The 15,501-nt window shown below is 67.6% G+C and carries 17 protein-coding genes and 1 pseudogene; 8 read left to right on the top strand and 10 right to left on the bottom strand.

Annotated features, from left to right (window positions below):
* The first annotated feature begins 172 nt into the window (after positions 1-172).
* Both P1L41_RS03830 and P1L41_RS03825 read left to right on the top strand, forming a co-directional pair.
* On the top strand, positions 173-628 hold the full coding sequence (locus P1L41_RS03830) for a DUF7344 domain-containing protein (RefSeq protein WP_276297549.1): 456 nt from the start codon (positions 173-175) through the stop codon (positions 626-628).
* Positions 612-953, top strand: a complete 342-nt coding sequence (locus P1L41_RS03825; RefSeq protein WP_276297548.1) for a HalOD1 output domain-containing protein — start codon at positions 612-614, stop codon at positions 951-953. Before P1L41_RS03830 ends, P1L41_RS03825 begins: the two co-directional genes overlap by 17 nt.
* Here the strand turns inward: P1L41_RS03825 and P1L41_RS03820 are convergent.
* Complete coding sequence (locus P1L41_RS03820; protein WP_276297547.1) at positions 950-2,125, bottom strand: aspartate kinase; 1,176 nt, start codon at positions 2,123-2,125, stop codon at positions 950-952. The genes P1L41_RS03825 and P1L41_RS03820 overlap by 4 nt on opposite strands.
* A 139-nt stretch (positions 2,126-2,264) precedes the next feature.
* Between P1L41_RS03820 and P1L41_RS03815 the strand changes: the two genes are divergently transcribed.
* Both P1L41_RS03815 and P1L41_RS03810 read left to right on the top strand, forming a co-directional pair.
* Positions 2,265-2,681 (top strand): hypothetical protein, encoded by a 417-nt coding sequence (locus P1L41_RS03815; RefSeq protein WP_276297546.1) that lies wholly within the window; start codon positions 2,265-2,267, stop codon positions 2,679-2,681.
* A gap of 47 nt (positions 2,682-2,728) precedes the next feature.
* A complete protein-coding gene (locus tag P1L41_RS03810) occupies positions 2,729-2,989 on the top strand; it encodes a zinc ribbon domain-containing protein (protein ID WP_276297545.1) in 261 nt (86 codons plus the stop codon).
* Between the two features lie 81 nt (positions 2,990-3,070).
* On the opposite strand, the gene P1L41_RS03805 is transcribed toward P1L41_RS03810, so the two are convergent.
* The 4 genes from P1L41_RS03805 to P1L41_RS03790 form a co-directional block, all read right to left on the bottom strand.
* A complete protein-coding gene (locus P1L41_RS03805) occupies positions 3,071-3,736 on the bottom strand; it encodes a DUF4166 domain-containing protein (protein WP_276297544.1) in 666 nt (221 codons plus the stop codon).
* Positions 3,737-3,865: 129 nt separating this feature from the next.
* On the bottom strand, positions 3,866-5,245 hold the full coding sequence (gene thrC / locus P1L41_RS03800) for a threonine synthase (RefSeq protein WP_276297543.1): 1,380 nt from the start codon (positions 5,243-5,245) through the stop codon (positions 3,866-3,868).
* A 313-nt stretch (positions 5,246-5,558) separates the two neighbouring features.
* Positions 5,559-5,939 (bottom strand): helix-turn-helix domain-containing protein, encoded by a 381-nt coding sequence (locus P1L41_RS03795; protein WP_276297542.1) that lies wholly within the window; start codon positions 5,937-5,939, stop codon positions 5,559-5,561.
* Positions 5,940-6,013: 74 nt separating this feature from the next.
* A complete protein-coding gene (locus tag P1L41_RS03790; RefSeq protein ID WP_276297541.1) occupies positions 6,014-6,244 on the bottom strand; it encodes a DUF8001 family protein in 231 nt (76 codons plus the stop codon).
* A 244-nt stretch (positions 6,245-6,488) separates the two neighbouring features.
* Here P1L41_RS03790 and P1L41_RS18585 point away from each other — a divergent pair.
* Positions 6,489-6,971, top strand: a pseudogene (locus P1L41_RS18585) (halocyanin domain-containing protein); the annotation flags it as partial.
* A gap of 1,676 nt (positions 6,972-8,647) precedes the next feature.
* Here P1L41_RS18585 and P1L41_RS03780 read toward each other — a convergent pair.
* On the bottom strand, positions 8,648-9,625 hold the full coding sequence (locus P1L41_RS03780) for an NAD-dependent epimerase/dehydratase family protein (protein ID WP_276297539.1): 978 nt from the start codon (positions 9,623-9,625) through the stop codon (positions 8,648-8,650).
* A 93-nt stretch (positions 9,626-9,718) separates the two neighbouring features.
* On the opposite strand from P1L41_RS03780, the gene P1L41_RS03775 reads away from it, so the two are divergent.
* From P1L41_RS03775 to P1L41_RS03765, 3 genes are all read left to right on the top strand, one after another.
* The gene (locus P1L41_RS03775) at positions 9,719-9,997 is read left to right on the top strand and encodes a hypothetical protein (RefSeq protein ID WP_276297538.1); all 279 of its coding nucleotides are present in this window, start codon (positions 9,719-9,721) and stop codon (positions 9,995-9,997) included.
* Between the two features lie 70 nt (positions 9,998-10,067).
* Complete coding sequence (locus P1L41_RS03770; RefSeq protein WP_276297537.1) at positions 10,068-10,811, top strand: SDR family oxidoreductase; 744 nt, start codon at positions 10,068-10,070, stop codon at positions 10,809-10,811.
* Positions 10,812-10,955: 144 nt separating this feature from the next.
* A complete protein-coding gene (locus tag P1L41_RS03765) occupies positions 10,956-11,135 on the top strand; it encodes a DUF7317 family protein (protein WP_276297536.1) in 180 nt (59 codons plus the stop codon).
* Between the two features lie 442 nt (positions 11,136-11,577).
* On the opposite strand, the gene argF is transcribed toward P1L41_RS03765, so the two are convergent.
* From argF to P1L41_RS03745, 4 genes are read right to left on the bottom strand one after another with little or no spacing between them, the layout of a single operon-like run.
* A complete protein-coding gene (gene argF, locus P1L41_RS03760; protein WP_276297535.1) occupies positions 11,578-12,471 on the bottom strand; it encodes an ornithine carbamoyltransferase in 894 nt (297 codons plus the stop codon).
* Between the two features lie 8 nt (positions 12,472-12,479).
* Positions 12,480-13,541 carry a [LysW]-lysine hydrolase gene (locus P1L41_RS03755; protein WP_276297534.1) on the bottom strand — a complete coding sequence of 354 codons (1,062 nt, stop codon included), beginning with the start codon at positions 13,539-13,541 and terminating at the stop codon, positions 12,480-12,482.
* Positions 13,538-14,665: an aspartate aminotransferase family protein gene (locus P1L41_RS03750; protein WP_276297533.1), complete on the bottom strand. Its 1,128-nt coding sequence runs from the start codon at positions 14,663-14,665 to the stop codon at positions 13,538-13,540. Before P1L41_RS03750 ends, P1L41_RS03755 begins: the two co-directional genes overlap by 4 nt.
* Positions 14,662-15,501, bottom strand: coding sequence for an acetylglutamate/acetylaminoadipate kinase (locus P1L41_RS03745; protein WP_276297532.1), 840 nt, complete (start codon positions 15,499-15,501; stop codon positions 14,662-14,664). The genes P1L41_RS03750 and P1L41_RS03745 overlap by 4 nt, the downstream gene beginning before the upstream one ends.

Below are 15,501 nucleotides of genomic sequence, written 5' to 3'. Positions count from 1 at the left end.
GCCGGGCCGTCGACGCCCGACGCCCGCGAGGACAGCGTGGTTCGTAACTGAGTGCGACTGGAACCTTCCTGGCTCGTTGTCGGTGCTTGAATTGGGCTAATCAGAAGGTAGAGGTGTCAAAACAGGTGATATTAGCGGAACTGTTTTGCTTGGTTCCAGCGAGGAAGTCTCCATGGGGAACACTTTCAGTGGGGACGCGACACCAGGAATCGGGTCGAAGCCGACGGTCTCGAACCCGGATGCCATCTCGAACGCGGTCCTGAAGCTGGACCACGTCCACGACGCGCTCGGCCATCCACGACGGCGATACCTGTGTTACACACTCTTAGAGCAGACCGAGTGGTCGCTGACCGACCTGGCGACGAAGATCGCCGCCTGGGAGGCCGACGTCCCCGAACACGAGGTCGGCGACGACCAGCGGACGGCCGTCTACGTCTCGCTGTATCACACCCACGTTCCCAACCTTGTCGAACGCGAGGTCGTCTCCTACGACCCCGAGACGGAGACGCTCTCGACGGCGGCGAACACCCAGCAGATCATTTCTGCCCTCGAAGGAATCGGGGCGTCCCTCAACGGGACGCTAGAAACTCACGCACGGAGTGAGATGGATGATGAGTCAGGAAGATAGGCACAGTACAGGGGGGAAGCACCTCGACGACAGGGAGAGCCAGTGGACGCAGGCGGCCCAGCGTCACTACGACGGCGAGTTCGAACTCTCGACGGAGATCGTCTACACCATCGCGGAAGCCAAGGGCGTCTCACCGACCGAAGTTCGGTCACCGCCGCTCTACGAGTGTGTCGACGCGGCGTGTCTCGAGAACGCGTTCTTCGGGGAGTCGGCAGGCGGAGACAGTCCCCGAACCAACGGCAGTGTCCAGTTTACCTACGCGGAGTTTCTCGTGAACGTAGGGAACGACGGCTGGATTCAGGTCTACGAACCGGACGACCGTTAGAAGACGTCTTGAATCAGGCTGAGTGCCTGCTCGCGGTCGTCCCACGGGATGAACACGGAGACGGAGGTCGCCGAAGTCAGGACGTCGTAGATGTGGATGTGGGCGTCGGAGATGGGGTCGATGACCCGGAACGCCAGGTTCGGCTTGCTCGGGTCGCCGGCAGTGACCCGGATGACGCCGATGTCGTCCTGGACGGTCACCGAGGAGAGCGTCTCGTCGTCGACGATGCGGTCGTGGAGCAGCGCCTCGACCTCCTGGGCGTCCTCCTCGTCGACGTAGAAGGTAAGCGAGTCCATCCCCGAGGAGTTGGCCTCGATGTTGATGCCCGCGTCGCCGATGGCGGAGGACAGCTCCCCGAGGATGCCCGGACTGTTGCGGATGGCGCGGCCGGCGACGGTGAGACAGGCCACCGGGTTCTCCTGCAGGTCGATGAGGCTCTGGAACTCGCCCTCGATGGAGGTGCCACCGGTCAGTAGGTCGCCGTGCTGGTAGTGCGCGACCCGGACCGCGAGGTCGGCGTCCTTGTAGGCCAGCGCCGACGGGGCGACGACTTCGGCGCCGCGGAACGACAGCGACCGCAGCTCGTCGACGGTGATCTCGCCGACGTTGCGGGCGCCCTCGACGACCCGCGGGTCGCCGGTCATGACGCCCTCGACGTCGGTGACGATGACGACCTCGTCGGCGTCCATGTAGTTGCCCATCATGACCGCGGAGGTGTCGGAGCCGCCGCGGCCCAGCGTCGTGACGTTGCCCTCGTGGTCCTGTGCCAGAAAGCCCGTGATGACCGGGACGACGTCCTTCAGCTGCCCGGCCAGCGCGTGGGCGCGCTTCCTGGTCTCCTCGACGTCGACCTCGCCGTACTCGTCGGTGATGATGGGCCACTCGTCGCTGCCCGGTTCGAGGAAGACGGCGTCGATGCCGCGGGCCGAGAGCGCTCCCTTGAGCATCCGGACGGAGGTCCGCTCGCCCATCGAGACGATCTCGGCGCGGTCGGCGTCGTCGGCTTCGTACTCGATTTCGTCGAGCAGCTCGTCCGTGGTGTTACCCATCGCCGAGGCGACGACAGCCACCTCGTGGCCCTGTTCTACCGCGGCAGCGATGGAGTCTGCGGCCCGGTTGATCCGGTCACCGCTCCCGAGACTCGTCCCGCCGAACTTCGCGACTACCCGCATACGACCACCCGCACGATGTGAGTGTGAGTCATTGGCAGCGCGTTCGCTGTCGTTCCGGTTAACTGTGTTCATCTGCCCCGGTTTCCGGAGTGGTAGCGACCGACACACCGTTTATCTGGATGGAACCCGGAGTGCGTGTATGGAGATTCGTGACGCCGTCGAGGCCGACGCGGGGCGTCTCGCCGAACTCGCCGACAGCCCGCCGGACGTGATGCGGAACCTGGTCCACGACCGGACCGTACGCGTGGCGACGGCCGCCGCGGACGACGCGGACGAGGCCACTGTCCTCGGATTCGTCAGTTACGACGCCGGTCGCGGGACCGTCCACGTGACACAACTGGCCGGGTCGAGCGACGTGTGTGAGCGGCTGCTCGAGGAGCCCATCGCCTTCGCCGGGCGCGAGGGGATGGCCGTCGAACTGCTCGTGCCCGACGGGTCCGAAGCCGTCGAGGCGGCCGTCGAAGCCGTCGGCTTCGCCGACACCGGGTCGGGGCCGCAGTTCGACGGTCGGCCGACGGTCCGCTACCGGCTCGAGGCAGAGCGCGTCGAACAGTGACGGAGCGCGCGGGAACAGAATGTATCGTTGCACGGGAACCCCTACCCATGGTCGACCCTGACAGCGTCGTCGTCTGGACCCTCCTCGGTCTCGCCGCCGTCGCCGCCGTCGGACTGCTGTTCCTCGGCCCCATCGGCTGGCTGGTGGCGGGCGGCATCGTCGTCACGACGCTTGCTCTCGCGGGATACAGCGGGGTCTTCGACGACGAGACGCAGGCAGAGCGGCGCAACTGCGAGCACTGCGGCGCCCCGAACCCGGTCGACAGCGACGACTGTGGCCACTGTGGCGCGACGCTCGACGGGGCGTAGCCGACACTCAGGAGGGGGCAAGACGAGAGAAATCCGGGCCGACAGGCGTCAAGGGGTGTCGGCCGGGTGTCGCCTGCGCGCTCACCGCGGCGGCAGGCGCTCGAGGCGACGAATCGGTCGCAGGTCGCCGACCTCCTCCCGTTCGGTCAGTGCCTGCGTGAACGAGCCCCGATAGCTGAGGACGTGGCCGGCCAGTGGGTTCTCGACGCTCGCGAGGACGTGGTAGCGCTCGCCGGTCTCGTCATAGCGGTCGCTGACTTCGACACCGGCGACGAGTGGGGCCGGCAGTTCGACGTAGCGGTCGCCGAGGTGGACCCACTGGCGGCCCGCTTCGACGACGAGCGCGCCGTCCTCGACGCGTGGATGGAGTTCGGTCGCGACGAGGCCACCGCGACCCAGGAAATCGAGCAGGCGCTCGCCAGCGCTGTCCCACACCGTCACCGTGTCGAAGCGGCGGGTCCGGTGGTCGAAGTGGAACTCCCGACGGGTCGTCATCGCCTCGTGACCGTCGAGTTCGTAGCCGACGGTCGTCACGGTGAACGGGACGTCGTGGCCCGCCTCGGGAAAGAGCATGTCGCGGGCCGTCATCGCATAGAGCACCGGCAGGACGTGGGTCCCTCGCAGGATGTCCATCTCGCCGCGGCCCACGGTGACGCCGTCCTCGGGGCCGATACTGTAGCGCTCGCGGACCTTCGGATGCAGGTCGGCGGTCACGTCACCGAGCGCGCGCTCGTAGACGCCGGTCATCGGTCCCACCGCCGGCGGATAGTCGACGGACCGAGCGGGACGGCCGTTCGGTCCGGGAGAGCAGGGTTCATCTGCACGAGTCTTCTCGTGGAGATGACAAAAAGTTCTCGTCGGCGCCGCCCGCTGGCCCTACTCCTTCGAGCGGAGCTTCCGGTAGAGGTACGCGAGGCCGAGCCCACCGGCAATCAGTACGGGTAACGACGGCGAGTCGGCAGCCTTCGACGCCTGTCGCCGGACCGTGTCCGCGACTGACGACCCCTCGTCGATGAGTTCCAGGATGGCGTCGGTGTCGTTGGGCACCGGTTCGGGGTCGTTGCCCGCTTCGGCGGCCGCATCGGGATCCTTCAGCAGGTGGCCGGTCGTGAGACAGACCACGGATTCGTCGTCCTCGACGTCGCCGCGGTCGCGGAGTTTCCGGAGCGCCGCGACGGAGGCGGCGGAGGCGGGTTCGACGCCCACGCCCTCGCCGGCGAGCGCGCGCTGGGCCTCGGTGATCTCCTCGTCGGAGACGGCGACGGCGGTGCCGCCGGTCTCGCGAATGCCGGGCAGGGCCTTCGGTGCGTTGACCGGGTTGCCGATGCGGATAGCCGTCGCGCGGGTCTCGACGTCCTCCCAGCGGCGGGTCTCCTCTAACCCTTCCTCGATGGCCTCGACCATCGGGGCGGCCCCCTCGGCCTGGGCGCCGGTGAGTTTCGGCACCTGGTCTTCGGTGATGGCGCCCGCCTTGACCAGTTCGCGGAAGCACTTGTACAACGCGGCGGTGTTGCCGGCGTTGCCGACCGGGAGGATAATGCGGTCCGGGTACTCGCCGTAGTCGGCGTAGTGTTCCTCCATTATCTCGAGGCCGATGGTCTTCTGACCCTCCAGGCGGAACGGGTTCAGCGAGTTCAGGAGGTACGCCTCGCCCCGGGCCGCGAGGTCCTGTACCCGGTCGAGACACTGGTCGAAGTTGCCGTCGACCTCGAGGATACGAGCCTGGTGGAGGGCTGCCTGGGCGATCTTCCCCGCGGCGACCTTGCCGGCGGGCAGGAGCACGAGCGTCTCCATCCCGCCGCGGCTGCCGTAGGCCGCCAGCGCCGCCGACGTGTTCCCGGTCGAGGCACAGGCCAGTCGGTCGACGCCGACCTCCTTGGCGACGCGGACACCGACGGTCATCCCGCGGTCCTTGAACGACCCGGTCGGGTTCATGCCCTCGTGTTTCACGCGGAGGCTCTCGACGCCGACCTCGTCCTCGAGGCGGGGGACGCGGTGCAGCGGCGTGTGACCCTCGGGCAGCGAGACGCCCTCGTCGAACGGCAGGGCTGCGCTGTAGCGCCAGACACCCTGACCCTCGAAGTCCTCGAAGGTCGGGAGGTCGGCGTAGCGAGCCTCGAGCAATCCGTCACACTCCTCGCAGGTGTAGATGACGTCGTCGAAGGGGGCAAAAGTCTCGCCACACTCGATACAGGCGAGCCAGACGCCGTCGTCGGCTTCCGGAGGTACCTCGTCGGTGAGTTGCAGGTCGGCCATTGTCGGTGCCACGGCGTGGGGAGGCAAAAGTCGGACGGTTGGCGGCGCAGTCGTGTTTAGTTACGCGATTGTGCGTGCGAACAGCCTGAAAGGGGCCGGTCGCTCGGCGTTCGAGACGACGCAAGCACTGGACCGAGCGAACGGAGTGAGCGAGGGAAGCGCGTCGTTCGAAAGACCGGCGGTCTTTCGTGATCACGAAAATCTTCGATGTTCGGACGACAGCGAGTCGCAGGAGCCGAGCGTCCGGGGGCTTTCTGGTGCTCTACACCGAGAACTGCGCAAGTAAACACCGGCGACAACTCTGACAGAGCGCTTACTCGGCGTCGAAGGCGTCTATCTGCTCGTGGACGGCCTCGGCCCACTGGTCCAAGGTCTCGTGCATCAGCTCGCGGGTCTCGTCGAGCGGCATCGCGGTGTACTGGTAGACGTGGCCGCCGCCGTCGAGCAGGCGACGCTGTCGCTTCGCGAGTGACTTCTCCCGGAGCGTCGACAGCGACCGGTTGACGTTCGACCGGTCCCGGTCGAGCTCGTTCGCGAGCTCCTCGACGGTGCTGCTCGGGTTCTCGAGCAGCGTCCGGTAGGTCCGCACCTCGTGGGACTGGACGCCGAAGACACACGCCATCACCTCGTCGAGGGCGGGCTCGTCGTCGACCATCAGTTCGCGGAACCGGTTGGGTGAGGAGTTGACTGCCATGTACGCCACAGTAGCATCGCATTGCGCATAAACGGGGTCGTTACCCCGAGCTCACCTGGGTGCCGGTCCCAGGGTCACGCCCGAGCGTACCCCTGGCGTTCGAGGCAGGTCCGCATCTCGTCGCGACTCTCGTGCTTGTGGAGTCGCGTGGGCGTATCGCAGTACCAGACGTCGTCGTACCGGAGCGTGACCTCGTGGGAACCACCGAGGAACTCCGTCGTGACGACGACCCGGCGACCGCTCTCGAGTACGTCGAGTATCTCCTCGATGTCGGCCTCGCCGGCCTCTATCTCGAGCGGGTCCATCGACTGCGTGTAGCCGCGCCAGTCTCTTAGTACTCACCCACGTGGTCAGGGTTCGGGTGTGTGCGTTGGGGACACGGGCGCATCAGCACACAGCACTCATCACGGAGGACTCGCGTCGCTATTTAGTGGTTCGTGGTGAGTGTCCCGGCCTCACCCGGTCGAGGTAGCGGTATACGACCGACCTCTGAACCGGCAGGTACCGATGTACGACAGACGAACGGTCCTCGCGGCGACGGTTGGCACACTGGCGAGCCTCGCGGGCTGTCAATCCACGAGCAGTCCGGGAAGCCAGGAGACACAGACGGAGACGGACGGGGGAAGGACGGCGACATCGACCGGAACTGCGACGCCAGCCGAGTTCGACTACGGCGACTGGTTCGCCGACACGGACAACTTCGACGGGACGGTCGACCGGACCGGACAGTCCTCGGTCACCGTCTCGGTCGGGGCGTCGGGCAACGGCGGGGCCTTCGCGTTCGACCCGCCGGCCGTCCACGTCGACCCCGGGACGACAGTCACCTGGGAGTGGACCGGGAACGGCGGCGGTCACAACGTGGTGGCACAGGACGACTCGTTCACGAGCGGCGACCCGGTCAGCGACGGCGGGACGACCTTCGAGCAGACGTTCGACAGCGCGGGCATGACGAAGTACGTCTGTTCGCCCCACGAGTCGCTCGGAATGAAAGGGGCCGTCGTGGCCGGCGACCCATCCGGCGGCTCGGGTGGCAACCAAGCCGCCGCCTACGACTTCGCGACGGCGACGTTCGACGCCTACTGGTACTCGCTGTACAACATGTCGACGAACATCGCCATGAGCGCCAATGGGGTCCCGTTCCCGCTGAACGACCAGATGGCACAGCTCCGGGACCAGCGCCTCCCGGCGATGCTCGAGACCGCCGGCGACGAGGCGCCGCCGATTCAGAACCCGAACCTCTCGTTCGCGGCGTTCACCGAGGGCGACCCCCACTTCACACAGCGACCGGACCTCGGTGGCGAGTCCGGGCGGCCGAACGCCGAGACGCTGGCGTGGGACCCAGAGCAGTCCTCCGGCATCGTCAGCCCGTCCTCGCTCGCCTGGACCCACCTGAAAGGCGTCACGTGGGCGAAGAACTTCCAGGCGCACTTCGATCTGTTGCCCGACGAGATACAGCCGAAGTTCCGCGCGCAACTGCTGTCGACGCTGGCCCAGGTCGGCATCAACGCCGCGATTCTGGTCGGTGGCTCCCGGGGCAACGGCGCGCTGACCCACGGCGACACCTTCGAGTTCCTCTCGGAGTACCGGCCGGCCGCGGGCGAAATCGTCGACGAGACCAGACGGCCCCACCACCACGCGGCGATGCTGTGGTTCCTCTCGGACATGACCAGCCTCGCCCAGAACGGGTGGTTCGGCTACGAGAACCCGCGCCCGCTGCTCCCGCGTGAGGCCGGGGCCGACGCCGTCTTCGACCCGCCGGTCGGCATCCAGGAGATCGCGGACGGCGTCGCCGAGACGACCATGGGCCTGTTCAGCCCGGCGGACGTGGCACAACAGGAGTCGACCCGCTCGGTCGGACTGCTACTCGGTGCAGTCGGGTACTACGGCCCGCAAGCCGGAAGTGGCGAACTGCGGTCGGCCGCCGCTGACTACGCGAACGGCCTCGCCGAGGTCGTCGAGTCGAACCTCGGGGCCAACGGTCTGGTCGAGAACGGCGCCGTCAACCAGGCCGCCACGCAGGGCATCGTCGCGCAGGGTCTGCTGTGGGCCTCTCAGCTCGACGGCGTGGACCACGAGAGCACCGCGAGCGACGCCCTCGGCTACATGGTCGACGAGCTGTGGGACGCCGACGCCGGTACGTTCGCCTCCGGTACGGATGACTCGACGTACACCATCACGGCGAGGGACGCGGGCGACATCACTGGCGGGCTGAACGCCGCCGACGCCGTGCTCGGGAACAGGGAGGTGCGACCGCTGTTCGCGGAGTTCTTCGACGAGACGTTCAACCGTGGCCGCCTCCAGCGCGCCCAGCGCCCGCCGTCGGTGAGCCAGTCGAATCCCGCCGAACCGCCGCTCCCACCGAACGCCGGCGGCGAATTCGGGCAGGCTGCCGTCTACAACGGCGAAATCGAGTACGACACCGACGCCGGCGAGTGGTCGGTCACCGACGACCGGTTCTACACCGCCGACGCGCTCTACCTGGCCAACCAGGACATCTGGGTCGGCAACTGGGGCGGGGACTTCTATCAGGGCCGGGGCGTCCCGGGGACCAGCGACGAACCGCCGAACTGACGCCGACACACGGCGTTCGGTTCGTTCTGCGACGGGCGACAAACCAGGCGGTAGGCAGGCAGGACCCGCCGAACCACCGACAGGCCCTGTGAAACGTTGCCAAACGTATCGAAAAGGGTGCCGTTTCGGGTGGAACCTCACGCTTCGAGCCGTGCCAGTTCGTGCTCGACGGTCGCTCGCAGTCCCTCACGGAGGGGGCGGTGTTCGAGCCCGAGTTCGGCCTTCGCCTTCGAGTTGTCGCCGAGGTAGGTGGCGCCGGCGAGGACGCGCAGGCTCTCGGCGCGGTAGTCCTTCGGGAGGGTCACGACACTCTCGAGAAGGCCGGCCACCGGCGCGAGCACCCGAAACAGCCACGGCGGGACGGCTCGTGGCGGGTCCCGTCCGCTCAGTTCGGCAACCGTCTCGAACAGCTCGACGAGCGTCACCGGGTCGCCGCCGACGATGTAGTCCTCGCCGGGCGTCCCGCGCTCCATCGCCAGGACGTGGGCGCGCGCGACGTCCTCGACGTGGCCGGGACAGTAGGCCACCTCGCGCGGGACGACCGGAAACTCCCCACGAAGGAAATCCCGGAGCGCGTCGCCGAAGACGCTGGTGTCGCCCGGGCCGTACACCAGTCCGGGCATGACCGTCACCAGCGGGAGTCCGTCGCGGACCATCGGCTCGGCCATCTCGCGGTGGGCCGCCCATTTCGTCCGGTCGTACTCGGTCAAGTGGGTGCCGGCATAGGTGTACGATTCGTCGACCAGCTGGCCGTTCGTGTCGGAGTTGACCGCCAACGTGCTCGTGTAGACGCCCTTCGGGACGTCCAGTTCGGCCATCAGTTCGAGGACGGTGCGGGTGCCCTCGACGTTGATTCGCTCGCCGAGCGTCGGGTCGGCGGCGCCGACGTCGTACCAGCCGGCGACGTGGAAGAGGCCGTCGACGCCCGTCATCGGCTCGCGCATGCTCTCCCTGTCAGTGATGTCCCCTTCGACGACCCGAGCGCCTGCCGCTTCGAGATCGGTCGCCGTCGACGGCGTCCGGGCGAGGGCGACCACCTCGTGCCCGTCCGCGAGCAACTGCCGTGCGACGTGGCCGCCGACGAACCCCGTCGCGCCCGTGATGAAATACTCCATGGCTGACAGTCGCCGGGCGGACAGATGAAGGTGCGTGCCACCGGCGAGCGCCGAACCACAAACCCCACAACGGACCGCACCGGCACTCCCGGTATGGCCGAGACCGTCCACGACCTGCGAAACGAGATTCGGACCGCGGTGGGTCGCTTCGAGCGCGAGGTGTCCTCGGGATTCACCAAGGAGACGCTCGCGGCCGTCTGCGAAGCCGTCGGCTACGACATCGACACGGCGCGACTCCCGTCGAAGCCACAGATGCGGGCCGGCATCCTCTGGAAGATCGGCGAACTGGAGTCAGACGACCCCGAGGAGGCTGAAGGACAGTTCCGGAAGGCCCAGCTCCAGGCCATCGCGTCGGCACTGCGCGAAGAGTGACCACCGGGACGCGTCCGGAGCGCGGTCGTCCGGCACAACTTCTATATCGGACTCGCGCGCGGTGGGAGCTATGCCAACCGACTCACTCGACGGCACAGTCGTTCTGGTCACGGGCGCGAGCGCAGGCATCGGCGAGGCGACAGTTCGACGGGTAGCCGCCGACGGGGCCGACGTAGCCCTCCTGGCCCGCAGCGAGGGCCGTCTCAGAGACATCGCCGACGAGGTCGCCGAGGCGTTCGGCGTCGAGACACACGTCGTACCGGCCGACGTGAGCGACCCGGCGGCGGTGGCGGCCGCCGTCGAATCGACCGTCGAGACGCTGGGCTCGCTCGACGGCGTCGTCGTCAACGCCGGCCTCGCGCTGGGGAGCGACGTCGAGGCGATGACCGACGAGGACTACCGGACGATGACCGACGTCAACGTCGACGGCGCGTTCTACACCGCCCGCGAGACCCTGCCCCACCTCCGGGACGGCGCGGGGAACATCGTGTTCATCGGGAGTTTCGCCGGCCAGTACCCCCGCCCGTTCAACCCAGTCTACGCCGCGACGAAGTGGTGGGTCCGCGGCTTCGCGATGAGTCTCGCCGGCCAGGTCGGTGGCGACGACGTGGGCGTCACCGTCGTCAACCCGACGGAGGTCCGTTCGGAGTTCGGGAGCGAGGAGGGCGAGCCGTTCGAGGAGCGGTTCGACCCCGGCGAGGTCACCGAGCCCGAGGAGGTGGCCGACGCCGCGGCGTTCGCCCTGGCCCAGACGCCGCCGACGACGGTCAACGAACTCGACGTCTATCGGCGGGACAAGTTCGGCGGATTCTGAGAGTGTTAGAATAGGAGATTGTCCAAAATGACGGTTTGTTTTGGTCTGTTTGTTTCTATTTCACCAGTTATACTGTGTTAGTCCGTGTCAAAATCAGCCTATAGATTTAATATCTAGTAGGCGCTGTCGATAGACGTTGGACGAATGTCACGCAAATCATTCACCGCCGCACTGACGCTGTACCGGAACCGGACACTCACGCTGAAGCAAGCGGCAGCGCACGGCGGCGTCTCGCCGGCGAAACTCGAATCCGCCCTCCGCTCGCGGGGCATCCCGGTTCGCGAGACGGACGGCGACGTCCCCACCGCGCACACGGCCAAATAGGCGGGCCCGCAGGGCCGGCCGCCCTCGGTTCCGAGTCCCCGCTGTCGCTCACCACTCGCGCCCTCCGTCCTCTCCGGCACCCGCAGTTCTGCGCTGGATGCACTCAGTCCGTCAGAACAGCAGTCGCACAAACCCTGAGAAAACCGCTCGTTCCGTTCGCGGTGCGACTCTTGCTCGGCCAGCCACACCAGCAGTCCCGGTCCGGTCCGAGACCCCTCGCTTCCCTCGGACTCTCGCTATTGCTCACTCAACCAGACAAGCAGCCCCTTCTGGGCGTGCAACCGGTTCTCCGCCTGGTCCGGCAGCCACTTTTTACTTCGTCGGGTCGTTCGCTCCGCTCACGACCACTCCTCGCAAAAACGTGGGGAAAAACTGCCGGACCCTCACTTCGTTCGGGCCCGGGGAAACGGCTCGCTGCGTTCGCTGTATGCTGGTGGTTCCCCTATGCCTGCTCACTCAACCAGACTAACAGCCCCTTCTGGGCGTGCAACCGGTTCTCCGCCTGGTCCCACACGATGGCGTTGTCGCTCTCGACGACGTCGTCGGTGACCTCCTCGCCGCGGTGGGCGGGCAGGCAGTGCATCAGCACCCGGTCGCCCAGCAGCTCCGTGGTGATCTGGAACCCGTCGAACTCCGCGAGCTTCTCCTCGCGGCGGTCCTCCTGGCCCATACTCACGAAGACGTCGGTGTAGACCGCGTCGGCATCTTCGACGGCCGCCTCGGGGTCGTGGGTCGTCTCGGGGGCCTCGCCGAGTTCCGCCGCACGGTCGAGCACCGCGTCGTCGACCTCGTAGCCCTCGGGCGTGGCGACGGTGAGGTCGAGGCCGGTCATCGCCGCGCCGAGCACGAACGACTGACAGACGTTGTTGCCGTCGCCGACCCACGCGACGGAGGCGTCGAAGCCGCCGAACTGTTCGCGGATTGTCAGCAGGTCCGCGAGCGTCTGGCACGGGTGGGCGTCGTCGGTCAGCGCGTTGATGACCGGGACGTCCGCGTACGCCGCGAGTTGCTCGACGTCCGCGTGGTCGTAGACGCGGGCCATGATGAAATCGGTGTAGCGGGCCAGCGCCCGCGCGGTGTCCTTGACCGGTTCGCCGTGGCCCAGGTGGATGTCGTCGGGGCCGAGGAAGATGGCGTGGCCGCCAAGTTGTGTCATCCCCGTCTCGAAGGAGACGCGGGTCCGCGTCGAGGGTTTCTCGAATATCATGCCCAGCGTCTGCTGGTCGAGCAGGTCGTTGCGCGTTCCCTCCGCCCGGCCGGCCTTGAGTTCTGCGGCGCGGTCCAGGACGGCGTGCAGTTCGTCGGTCGTGAGGTCGTCGACGTCGAGTAGGTGCATCGTCACTGTCAGTCCTCCAAGAGGCGGTCGGTGACGTCCATGAGGACGCTGACCGCGCGGTCGTACTCCGCGAGGTGGATGTGTTCGTCCGGCGCGTGGTCGAGGTCCGAGTCCCCGGGGCCGTAGGTCACCATCGGACAGTCCCAGGCTTTCGCGTAGACGTTCATGTCGCTGGTGCCGGTCTTCCGGAGCATGTGGGGTTCGCCGCCGTGCTGGCGGATGGTCGCCCGGAAGGCCCGTGCGACCGGCGTCCGGGGGCTCTGCATCACGGGTTCGACCTGGTCGTTCCAGTTGACGGTCCCGTTGGTGAGGTAGCCACTAGCGATCTCGCGAATCTCATCGGTGGTGTACTCCGGCGGCACCCGGAGCTGGACCTCCATCGTCGTCTCCACCGAGAGCCCGTCGTCGGAGATCCCGCCGTCGATGTCCACGGGCTTGCAGGTGACCCGCTCGAAGACGGGCATCCACTCGTCGGGGTCGAACTCGGCCTCGACGGCCGACCACCAGTCGATGGCGTCCTGGATGGCGTTGTTCTCCGGGCGCGAGGAGTGGCCCGACTCGCTGGTGGCGACGTAGGTCCCACCGAGCAGGCCCCGGTAGCCCAGCGTGATACCCTCCCAGCCGGAGGGCTCGCCGTTGATGACGGCGTCGGGCGCCGACTCGCGGTCCTCGACGAGGTAGCGCCCGCCCGTCGAGTCGACCTCCTCCATGACGACGCCGACGAACGACGCGCCGGTGCGGACGGCCGCGACGGCCATCGCACACAGCGGCCCCTTCGCGTCCACGGAGCCACGGCCCCAGAGCACGTCGCCGTCGTCACCCTCCTCGACGCGCACCGGGATGTCACCCGGCACGGTGTCGATGTGTGAGGTCAGGAGGACGCCGTCGTCGGCCGGCGCGCGGACGTTGCCCACCTCGTCGATCCACACCTCGCGGTCGTGGGCCTCGAAGAACGCCGCGAGGGACGTTGCTGCGTCGCCCTCGCTGCGCGAGACGGAGGGGATGCGCACGACGTCTTCGAGGAGCTCGCGGGCCTCGCTGTCGACCTCGCGGGCCTGGACCTCGCTCATGTGAGCACCTCCGTCAGCGCGTCGACGACCTCGTCGACGTGGGACTCGTCGATGGTCAGCGGCGGGAGGAGGCGAACCACCGTGCGACCCGCCGGCAGCGCGAGCACCTGGTGGTTCAGGGCGAGTTGCTTGAGCGCCTTGTTGGCGCCGCGGCCGACCTCGACGCCGACCATCAGGCCCTCGCCGCGGATGTCACGCACCTCGTCGCCGATGGCCGCTTCGAGTTCGGTCTGGAGGTACTCGCCCATCACGGCGGCGTTACCGGGCACCGACTCCTCGATGAGCGCCGAGACGGTCGCGCCCGCCGCGGCGGAGATGACCGGGCCACCGGAGAACGTTGAGGCGTGCGAGCCGTAGTCCTCGGCGATCCAGTCCCGACAGAGCGTCGCGCCGACGGGGAAGCCGTTGCCCAGCCCCTTCGCCGACGTGATCATGTCGGGCGTGACGGCCGCTCGCGTGGAGTTCCAGAGCGCGCCGGTCCGGCCCATCCCGGTCTGGACCTCGTCGAAGACGAGCGCCGCGCCGGCGTCCTCGGTTAGCTCGCGGGCTGTCTGGAGATACTCTTTGGAGGCGGGGTTGATGCCCCCCTCGCCCTGGACGGGTTCGACGATGAACGCCGCCGTCTCGTCGTCGATGGCCTCCGCGAGCGCCTCGGCGTCGTCGTAGGGCACGAACTCCACGTCGCCGACGAGCGGTTCGTAGGGCTTCTTGTACTTGTTTTTCCACGTCGTGGCGAGCGAGCCCATCGTGCGGCCGTGGAAGCCCTGCATCGTGGCGACGATTTTCGAATTTCCAGTCGCCGAGCGGGCGAACTTCAGGGCCGCTTCGTTGGCCTCCGTCCCCGAGTTACAGAGCCACGTCTTGTCGATGGGGTCCGGCGCGGTGTCGGCCAGCAGTTCGTACAGCGCCGTCCGCGCGGCGTTGGGGTACGACGCCTGCACGTAGGTGAGTTTCTCGAACTGCTCGGTGACGGCCTCCTGAACCGCAGGGTGGCCGTGGCCCAGCGGGACGCAGGCGTAAGAGGCCCCCATGTCGAGGTACTCGGTACCGCTGTCGTCGGAGACGTACGCGCCGTCGCCGCGTTCGATCTGGATGGGTTTCTCGTTGAAGACGAATCCGGTCATTGTGTGTCCTCCTGAAGTGCGCTCGCGTGGACGTGCGTTCCGCCGCCGGAAAGCGCCGAGAGAATCGGTTCGTCGGCGTTGGCGTCGGCCACGACGACCTCGGGGGAGCCGCCGTCGAGCGCCTCCTCGGCCGCCATAATCTTCCGCCCCATGAAGCCCTCGGCGGCCGCTTCGAGCGCGGCCCAGTCGTCGCTCGTCTCGACGGACTCGATGAGCGTCCCGGGGTCGTCGGGGTCCGCGTAGACGCCCTCGACGTCGGTCAGCAGGACGAGCGTCGCGTCGAGTTCGCCGGCGATGGCCGCTGCCGAGCGGTCGGCGTCGGTGTTCACGGGGATAATCTCGCCGTCGTCGTCGCCCGCCATCGGCGGGGCGGCGACGGGGGTGTAGCCGTCCGAAAGGAGCGATTCGAGCAGGTCGCCGTTGACCTGCTTGATCGTCCCCGAGTGGTCACCACGGCGTATCTTCTTTGTGCCGTCCTCGACGACCCGCACGGCGGACTTGCGGGGGCCGTACAGCAACTTGCCGTCGACGCCGTTGAGACCCACGGCGTCCACGTCCAGGCTCTGGAGCCCGGCGACCAGTTGCGTGTTGAGGTGGCCGAACGCCATCTCGAACACCTCCATCGTCGTCTCGTCGGTGAACCGGCCGACGACGCCGGAGGGGGTCTCGACGTACTCCGGTTCGACGCCGAGTCGTTCGAGCGTCTCGTCGACTTTGGTGGAGCCCCCGTGAACCACGACGACGTCCTCGTTGTCTGCGACCAGTGCTGCGACGTCCGCAAGCGCCCCCGCGGGGTCGACCGCGCGAGCGCCACCGACTTTGATTACTACAGTCAT

The organism is Haloarcula ordinaria (assembly GCF_029338275.1).
GTDB classification, from domain to species: Archaea; Halobacteriota; Halobacteria; order Halobacteriales; family Haloarculaceae; genus Haloarcula; species Haloarcula ordinaria.
Note: the sequence above shows the minus strand (reverse complement) of the source record. Positions and strands in the feature narration are given on the sequence as shown.

Coding starts and splice junctions, on each gene's coding strand:
- thrC (WP_276297543.1), bottom strand. CDS start 5,245: ATGGCCGACCTGCAACTCACCGACGAGGTACCTCCGGAAGCCGACGAC.
- P1L41_RS03765 (WP_276297536.1), top strand. CDS start 10,956: ATGTCACGCAAATCATTCACCGCCGCACTGACGCTGTACCGGAACCGG.
- P1L41_RS03820 (WP_276297547.1), bottom strand. CDS start 2,125: ATGCGGGTAGTCGCGAAGTTCGGCGGGACGAGTCTCGGGAGCGGTGAC.
- P1L41_RS03825 (WP_276297548.1), top strand. CDS start 612: ATGAGTCAGGAAGATAGGCACAGTACAGGGGGGAAGCACCTCGACGAC.
- P1L41_RS03790 (WP_276297541.1), bottom strand. CDS start 6,244: ATGGACCCGCTCGAGATAGAGGCCGGCGAGGCCGACATCGAGGAGATA.
- P1L41_RS03755 (WP_276297534.1), bottom strand. CDS start 13,541: ATGAGCGAGGTCCAGGCCCGCGAGGTCGACAGCGAGGCCCGCGAGCTC.
- P1L41_RS03750 (WP_276297533.1), bottom strand. CDS start 14,665: ATGACCGGATTCGTCTTCAACGAGAAACCCATCCAGATCGAACGCGGC.
- P1L41_RS03745 (WP_276297532.1), bottom strand. CDS start 15,501: ATGACTGTAGTAATCAAAGTCGGTGGCGCTCGCGCGGTCGACCCCGCG.
- P1L41_RS03780 (WP_276297539.1), bottom strand. CDS start 9,625: ATGGAGTATTTCATCACGGGCGCGACGGGGTTCGTCGGCGGCCACGTC.
- P1L41_RS03795 (WP_276297542.1), bottom strand. CDS start 5,939: ATGGCAGTCAACTCCTCACCCAACCGGTTCCGCGAACTGATGGTCGAC.
- P1L41_RS03830 (WP_276297549.1), top strand. CDS start 173: ATGGGGAACACTTTCAGTGGGGACGCGACACCAGGAATCGGGTCGAAG.
- P1L41_RS03770 (WP_276297537.1), top strand. CDS start 10,068: ATGCCAACCGACTCACTCGACGGCACAGTCGTTCTGGTCACGGGCGCG.
- P1L41_RS03810 (WP_276297545.1), top strand. CDS start 2,729: ATGGTCGACCCTGACAGCGTCGTCGTCTGGACCCTCCTCGGTCTCGCC.
- P1L41_RS03775 (WP_276297538.1), top strand. CDS start 9,719: ATGGCCGAGACCGTCCACGACCTGCGAAACGAGATTCGGACCGCGGTG.
- P1L41_RS03815 (WP_276297546.1), top strand. CDS start 2,265: ATGGAGATTCGTGACGCCGTCGAGGCCGACGCGGGGCGTCTCGCCGAA.
- P1L41_RS03805 (WP_276297544.1), bottom strand. CDS start 3,736: ATGACCGGCGTCTACGAGCGCGCGCTCGGTGACGTGACCGCCGACCTG.
- argF (WP_276297535.1), bottom strand. CDS start 12,471: ATGCACCTACTCGACGTCGACGACCTCACGACCGACGAACTGCACGCC.